The following is a 7,953-nucleotide window of genomic DNA, read 5'->3' on the forward strand; positions in this document are numbered from 1 at the left end:
TGAAGTCCAACATCGGGCACCTGGAGCCGGCCGCCGGACTGGCCGGCCTGGTCAAGGTCCTGCTCGCGATGGAACACGGCACGATCCCGCCCTCGCTGCACCTGCGCCGTCCCAACGACCACGTGAGGTTCGAGGGTTCGCCGTTCTACCTGGCCGACCGCGCCCTCGACTGGCCGGGCGGCGGCGGGCGGGTGCGCCGGGCGGCGGTCAGCGCCTTCGGCATGGGCGGCGTCAACGCCCACGTCATCGTGGAGGAACCGCCGGCCGTCCCGGCCCGCACCCCGGAGGCCCGGCAGAGCCACCTGATCCGGGTGACGGCCGCCGACCAGGACGCCGTCCGCACCCTGGCCGCCGCCTACGCCGACCGCCTGGGCTCCGCGACCGCCGACGAACTCGGCGACATCGCCTTCACCGCCAACACCGGCCGGGCCGCCCACCGCTGGCGGGTCGCCGTGCACGGCGGCACCGCCCGCGAACTGGCCGAGCGCCTCACCGAGGTCGCCGACGGCCGCACCCCGGCGGTCCGGCCCACCGGCCGGCCCACCACGGCCTTCCTGTTCACCGGCCAGGGCTCGCAGTACCGGTCCATGGCGAGCGGCCTGCTCGCCACCGAACCGGCCTTCCGCGACGCACTGAACGAATGCGCCGACCTGCTGCGCCCGCACCTCGACGTCCCGCTGTCCGACCTGCTCCACGGCGACGCCCGGCACCTGTTGGACGAGACCCGCTACGCGCAGCCCGCCATCGTCAGCGTCCAGGTCGCCCTGGTCCGGCTGCTCGCCGTAACGGGCGTGCACCCCGACGCCGTCGCGGGCCACAGCCTCGGCGAACTCACCGCGGGCTGGGCCGCCGGCGTCCTCGACCTGCCCGACCTGCTGCGCCTGACCGCGCTGCGCGGGGCCCTGATGCAGGAGTGCCACGGCGCGGGCGGGGCGATGGCCGTCGTCCACACCGACGCGGACACCCTCGTCGAGGAGCTGCGGGCCCACCCCGGCGTCGAGATCGCGGCGTACAACGCGCCGAGGGTGCACACGGTCACCGGCCCGGCCGAGGCCGTCGCGCGGTACTGCGAGCGGACCCCGCACCGCACCCAGCGGCTCGCCGTCGGCCACGCCTTCCACTCCGCCGCGATGGAGCCGGCCGTCCGGCCGTTCGCGGAGGCCGTCGCGCGGACGCCGCTCAAGGCACCGGCCCTCCCGTTCGCCTCCACCCTCACCGGCCGCTGGCACACCGACACCACTGCCACCGACCCCGAGCACTGGGCGGCGGCGATCCGCGAGCCCGTGCGCTTCGCCCAGGCCCTCGCCGTGCTCGGCGAGGGCGCCCCGGACACCGTCTGGGAGGTCGGCCCGCACCCCCAGCTGCTGCCGCTGGCCCGGACCGTCCTCGCCGAACCGCACCCGGCCTGGATCCCCACCCTCCACCGCGACCGCGACGACCAGGCGCAGCTGCACGCGGCCCTGACCACCCACCACAACCGCACCGGTGCCGACCTGGACTGGAGCGCCCTGCACGCCGGCCGGGACCGGCGCACCACCACCATCCCCGGCTACCCCTTCCACCGGCAGGAGCTGACCGCGCCCCCCGCCCGCCGCCTCGCGGCGAGCGCCGTCGGCCACCCGCTGTTCGACCGCCGTTACGAGAACGGGAACGAGGGCCAGTGACGACGCATCGAGCCGACACCCACGCGACCCACGGGACGAACGACACCCGAGGGACGCACGGGACGAACGACGTCCACGCGACGCGCGAGACCTACGAGAAGACCTTCGCCGGGCGCGAGCCCCTCATCGCCCAGCACCGCGCCGACGGCCTCGGCCTGCTGCCGGCCGCCGTGCAGCTGGAGATGGCCCTCGCGGGCATCGCCGGGCTGCGCCCCTTCGCACCGTCGGAGCTCACCGACGTGGCCTTCCTGCGCCCGCTCACCCTCGCCGAGGACGCCTCGGCCGCCGTGCGCCTCGACGTGCGGCGCACCGGGACCGACCGGACCGGCTTCGAGCTGAGCACCGTCCTGGCGGGTGAGCGCAAGGCCCTGTCCACCGGCACGGGGCGCCTGCTCGGCGCCGGGAGCCCCGGCCCGACGGCCTGGCAGGTCACCGCGCCGCGCACGGTCGACCCGGCCGAGCTGTACCGGGGCTGGGCCCGCGAGGGCCTCGCCTACGGGCCCGACTTCCGCACCGTCCGCGAGCTGGCCGTCGGGGACGGCACGGCCCGCGCCGTACTGGCCACCGACGCCGAACCGCTGCCCTGGCACGCCCACCCGCTGCTGGTGGACGGCGTGTTCCAGGCCGCCGCCTGCGCGCTCCAGGACCTCGCCGACGGCCCGCGGCCCGTGCTGCCGATCGGCCTCGCCCGGATCGCCGTGCACGCCGAACTGTCCGGACGGACGGGCGGCGCGACCGTGCTGGTGCGCCGCACCGGCGACGAGGGCGCGTACGCGACGGCGGACGCCCTGCTGCTCGGCCCCTCCGGCGAGGTCCTCGTCGAGTTCACCGGCCTGCGGATGCGCCGCACCACCGGGCGGGCGGCGGGCCCCGCCCACCCGCTCTCCCGGATCCGCTGGCGCGAGACGCCCGGCCCGGTCCGCGAGCCGGCCGGGGGCACCTGGGTGCTGCTGCACCACGGCGCCGCCGACGGCGCCGCCGGGGACGGCCCCGCCGAGCGCACCGCCGAGCGCACCGCCCGCCGACTGCGGGCGGAGGGCGCCCGCGTGGTGGAGGCCGTCCTCGGCACGGACACCGCCACCGGCGGAGCCGACCGCGTCCTGCTGCCCGCCGCCGACGAGGAGTCCTTCCGCCGGCTGTGGGAGTCGCTGGGCGAGCCGGTGACCGGGGTCGTGCACCTGTGGAACACCGGGCCCGCGCGCGAGCGGCAGGCCGAACTCGACCAGGGCCTGCACGGCTGCCTGGCCGCGCTCAGGACCCTCGGCGAACGCCGGCGCAACGCCCGCTTCTTCGCGGTGACCGCGTCCGGCCAGCCGGTGGTGGACGGCGACGTCCCGGTGCCCGCCCGCGCCGCGCTGTGGGGCCTGGTGCGCACCGCCGCGATCGAGTACCCGGGGCTGCGCCCGCGCCTGATCGACCTGGACGGCGCCTCCGCCGACGCGTTGGCGGGCGAGCTCGGCGACGGCCCCACCGAGGTCGCCTACCGGCGGGGCGTGCGCCACGAACCGGTGCGGGTGCGCACCCGCCCGGCCCGTCCGGGCGGGCGGCCGGTGCGGCCCGGCGGCCGCGAGCGGGGGGGGGGGGGGCGGCGGGGGGGGGGGCGGGGGCCGGGGGCCCCCCCCCCCCGGCGCGGGGGCCGCGGGGGGGCGGCCCCCCCCCCCGGGGGGGGGCCCCCCCCCGCCCGCCCCGGCGGGGCGCGCGGCCGGTCCGGCCCGGCGGCCGCTACCTGCTGCTGGGTGGGCACGGCGGGCTGGGCCGCGAGCTGGCCGCCCGCCTCGCCCGGGAGGGCGCCGGCCTGGTCGCGCTGGTCAGCCGCTCCGGCGGCGCCGGTGCCCCCGCCGCCGACCTCCCCGGCTGCACGGTCGTCTCGTACGCGGCCGACATCACCGCCCCGGGCGAACTCGGCGCCGTCGTCGACCGGATCCGTGCGGAGTTCGGCGAACTGCACGGCGTCGTGCACGCCGCCGGCACCCTCAAGGACGGCCTGATCCGCTCCGCCACGCCCGCCGACCTCGCCGCGGTGCTGCGGCCCAAGGTGGACGGCGTCCACGAACTCGCCGCCGCCCTCGCCGGAACGGACCTGGACTTCGCCGTGCTGTTCGCCTCGGTCTCCGGGACCTTCGGCAACCTCGGCCAGGCCGGGTACGCCGCCGCCAACGCCTACCTGGACGCCTTCGCCCATGCGCACGGCCGCCCCTGGCTGAGCGTCGACTGGGGCCTGTGGGGCGAGGTCGGCATGGGTACCGCCGTCGCCGACCAGCTGCGCCGGCGCGGCGTCCGGCCGCTGGGCACCGACGAGGCCCTGGACGCCCTGCTGGCGGTGCTGGGCGAGGACACCCGGCAGGTCGTCATCGCCCACCCCGACGTCTCGGTGGTCCTCCCCGAGGACGAGCCCGCGGGCGCGCGGCTGCCGGGTGCCGAACCCGCCGACGAACTGCCCGCGCCCGACCCGCTGCACGCCGGGGGCGCCGGCCCCGAGCGCGTCGAACAGGCCCTGGAGGGCTTCCTGACGGAGCGCCTCGGCCTGGCCCGCCTCGACCGCGACGCGCCGCTGTCGGACTACGGGATGAGCTCCATCACGAGCGTCGAGCTCTCGGAGGAGCTGTCCCGCCGGTGGGGGATCCACCTGCCCGCCACCCTGTTCCTGGAGTACGGCGGCTTCGCCGAGCTGGCGCAGGCGCTGACCGAGCGGTACGGGGCGGCCGAGGCGCTGCCCGCTCCGACCGCGCCGACCGCCGATCCTGACCCCGGGCCGGACCCGGCGCCGGACCCCGGACCGGCTTCCGCCGCCGCTCCCGTCCTGGAAACGGCCGAGGCGTCGCCCGCCGCCCGCCCCGTCGACCGCCCCGCCGTTCGCCCCGGGGACATCGCCGTGGTCGCCGCCTCCGGCGACCTGCCCGGCGCCGCCGACCAGGACGGCCTGTGGGCCCTGCTGCGCGCCGGCGGCCACGCCTTCACCGAGATCCCCGCCGACCGCTGGGACATCGACGCCCACTTCGGCCCGCGCGCCCCGCGCCAGATCGGCACCTACTGCCGCACCGGAGCCTTCCTCACCGGCATCGACCGCTTCGACCCGGCGTTCTTCGGCGTCTCCGTCCGCGAGGCCGAGGAACTGGACGTCCAGCAGAAGCTGCTGCTGGAGCACGCCTGGGCGGTGCGCGACGAGAGCGGCCTGGCCGACCGCCGCGACATCGGGGTGTTCGTCGGCGCCACCTACACCCACCACCGCGACGCCCAGGGCCTGGACAGCGTCGGCCCCTACAGCGCGCTCGGCTCCATGAACGCCCTGCTGGCCAACCGGATCTCCTACGCCCTGGACCTGCGGGGCCCCTCGCAGACCGTCGACACGCTCTGCTCCTCCGCCCTCGTCGCCGTCCAGCAGGCGGTCGCCGCCCTGCGCGCCGGCCACTGCGGCGCCGCGATCGTCGCGGCCTGCCACGTCGGCCTGACCCCGTGGTACTACCGCAGCCTCAGCCAGCTGGGCGCCCTGTCCGAGGGCCTGCCCCGTCCGTTCGACGCCCGGGCCGACGGCTTCGTCCCGGGCGAGGGCGCGGTGGCCGTCATGCTCAAGCCGCTGGCCGACGCCGAGCGGGACGGCGACCGGGTCCTGGGCGTCATCCGCGGTGCGGCCGTCAACCACGGCGGCCGGGCCGGCGCCCTACCGGTGCCGCGCAGCGAGGCCCAGACGGAGGTGATCCGGGCGGCCCTGGCGGACGCCGGGGTGGCCCCGGCGGAGATCACCCTGATCGAGGCGCACGGCACGGCCACCCAGCTGGGCGATCCGATCGAGACGGCCGCGCTGGCCGCCGTGTTCGGCGCCGACCCGGACCGCCGCGCTCCCTGCCACCTCGGCTCCGTCAAGGCCAACATCGGCCACCTGGAGCCGGCCGCGGGCCTGGCCGGCCTGCTCAAGGTGCTGCTCTGCCTGCGCCACCGGGAGATCCCGCCGCTGGCCGGCTTCGACACCCCGAGTGCCCAACTCGACCTGGCCGAGGGGACGTTCGTCATCCCGACCGAGCCGGTGGAGTGGTCCGGGGAGGGGCCGCGCCGGGCCGGGATCAGCGCCTTCGGCATGGGCGGCACCAACGCGCACCTCGTGGTGGAGGAGTACCTGCCGCAGCCCGCCGACCGGACCGCCGCCCCGGGCGGGGCGCCCGAGGCACTCGGCGAGCACCTGCTCGTGCTGTCCGGGCACACCCCCGAGGCCCTGGCCCACCGCGCCGCGGACGTGCTCCGCCTGCTGCGCGGCGACACCCCGACCGACCTCGCCGCGCTCTGCCGCTCGGCCGCCGTGGGACGCGACCACCGGCGCCACCGGCTGGCCGTCCTCGGCGCCACCGCCGGAGAGCTGGCCGTCGGGCTGGCCCGCCACCTGCGCGACGGGCAGGCGCAGGCCTTGCGCGGCGACGCGCCCCTGGAAGGCGCCGCGACACCCGCCGACGAGGCCTTCCTCGACCTGGTCGCGCGGTTCACCACCGTGAGCGCCGAGCGCCTGCGGGCCCGGCTGCCCCTGCCCGAGCAGCGGCTGAGCACCGCGCTGGCCCTGCACCACGTCGGCGGCGGAACCGTCGACTGGCGCGCCGTCCACCAGGGCGCGCCCGCCCGGCGCACCGACCTGCCGCCCTACCCCTTCCGGGCCCCCGCCGAGACCGCCCGCCGGCTGACCCGCGCCCACCGCGTCCTCGGCGAACCGACCGTGCCCGGCGCGCTGCCACTGGCACTCGCCCTGCACCGGGCCCACCTCCTGCACCGGGCGGCCTTCCTCGGCCGGGGCACCGGCGAGGGCCCGCTCGGCAGCGACCTGGACGACCCGGCACGCACCGGAGCGGCCACCTTCCGCCACGGCGGGCGGACCATCGCCCGCATCGAGCCGGCCGGCCCGGACACCGCACCCGCCCGCGCCCCCCGCGCGGCGGACCTCGACGCCCTGCGCGCCCGCCTCGGCCGCACCCTCGAACCGGACGGCCTGTACGCCTGGTTCGCGGCGAAGGGCATGGACCTCGACGCGCCGCTGCGCTCGCTCGGCGAGGTCCGCTACGGACCGGACCGCGTGCTCGCCCGCGTCGACCTGCCGGAGGCCGGGCCGCTGGAGCGGACGGTGGTCGCGCTGGACGCGGCCCTGCAGAGCATGGCCGTGCTCACCCTGGCGGACCCGTCCGCCGCCGCGGAGACGTACCTGCCGGAGTCCGTCCGGCGGGTCGAGCGGTGGGGCGACCCCGCCCGGACCGCCTACGTGCTGCTGGAGGCCGAGGACACCGGGACGGACCGGGCCCGCCGGGGCGACGCGACGCTGCTCGCCGCCGACGGCGCCGCGCTGGCCCGGCTCACCGGCGTCGAGTACCGGACGGCGCAGGGGCCGGGGGCGTCAGCCGAGACCGCTGCGGCTGAGACCGCTGCGGCCGGGACTGCTGCGGCCGCGACCGCCGTGGCCGGCTCCGAAGCGCCGGTGCCGGTCCGGACCGTACCGGACGGGCACGGTGCGGCCGTCGAGGCCGCCGTCCTCGCCATCGTCCGGGACGCCTTCCGCGATCCGGCGATCACCGCGACCACCCCGCTCTCCACGGTCGGGCTCGACTCCCTGCTGGCGACGGCCGTCGCGGCGGACCTGGAGGCGGCCCACGGGTTGCGGCTGAGCCCCGGTGAGGTGCTGGAGCACCCCGACTGCCGCTCCCTGGCGGCCTACCTGGCCGGGCAGTTCCCCGCCGTGCCGGTCGCCGGGCAGGGCGCTGACGGCACCGCTGAACCGGCGGAGGCGCCGGCCGTCACGGAGCCGGAGGCGGACTCGAAGGACATCGCCGTCATCGGCTTCGCCCTCGCGCTGCCCGGCGCCCGGGACGAGGACGCGCTCTGGTCGCTGCTCGCCGATGCGGGCAGCGCCCTCGGTCCGGCTCCCGCCCACCGCTGGAACGGCTCCGCGGCCGTGCGGACGGGCGACGTGGGCGGATTCCTCGACAACGTCGAGGAGTTCGACGCCCGGTTCTTCGACTTCTTCCCCAAGCAGGCCGAGGTCCTGGACCCCCAGGTCCGCTGGCTGCTGCGGACGACCTGGGAGGCGCTGGAGTCGGCCGGTCTGCCGCCGCGCGGCCTCGACCGCGACACCGGCGTGTTCGTGGGCGCCAGTTACCAGCACTACCGCGAGTACAACCTCGCGCCGGAGCTGGACGCCCACAGCGGCCTGGGCAACCACAACGCCTTCCTGGCCAACCGGCTGAGCCACTTCCTGGACCTGCGCGGTCCGAGCATGACGATCGACACCTTGTGCTCCTCCTCGCTGGTCGCCCTGCACACC

General features: G+C 77.8%; 2 protein-coding genes and 1 pseudogene. All 3 read left to right on the top strand.

Annotated features, from left to right (window positions below; translation table 11 throughout):
* Positions 1-1,664 (top strand): acyltransferase domain-containing protein (locus tag ACFWXO_RS44235; RefSeq protein ID WP_380532653.1); only part of this gene is annotated, 1,664 nt, incomplete at its 5' end.
* A pseudogene (locus ACFWXO_RS44240) lies at positions 1,661-2,467 on the top strand (polyketide synthase dehydratase domain-containing protein); the annotation flags it as partial. The gene ACFWXO_RS44235 and the pseudogene ACFWXO_RS44240, both read left to right, overlap by 4 nt.
* A gap of 554 nt (positions 2,468-3,021) precedes the next feature.
* A partial coding sequence (locus tag ACFWXO_RS44245) for an SDR family NAD(P)-dependent oxidoreductase (RefSeq protein ID WP_380532655.1) occupies positions 3,022-7,953 on the top strand: 4,932 nt, incomplete at its 3' end.

The sequence above is a fragment of the Kitasatospora sp. NPDC059088 genome (assembly GCF_042738155.1).
GTDB lineage: Bacteria > Actinomycetota > Actinomycetes > Streptomycetales > Streptomycetaceae > Kitasatospora.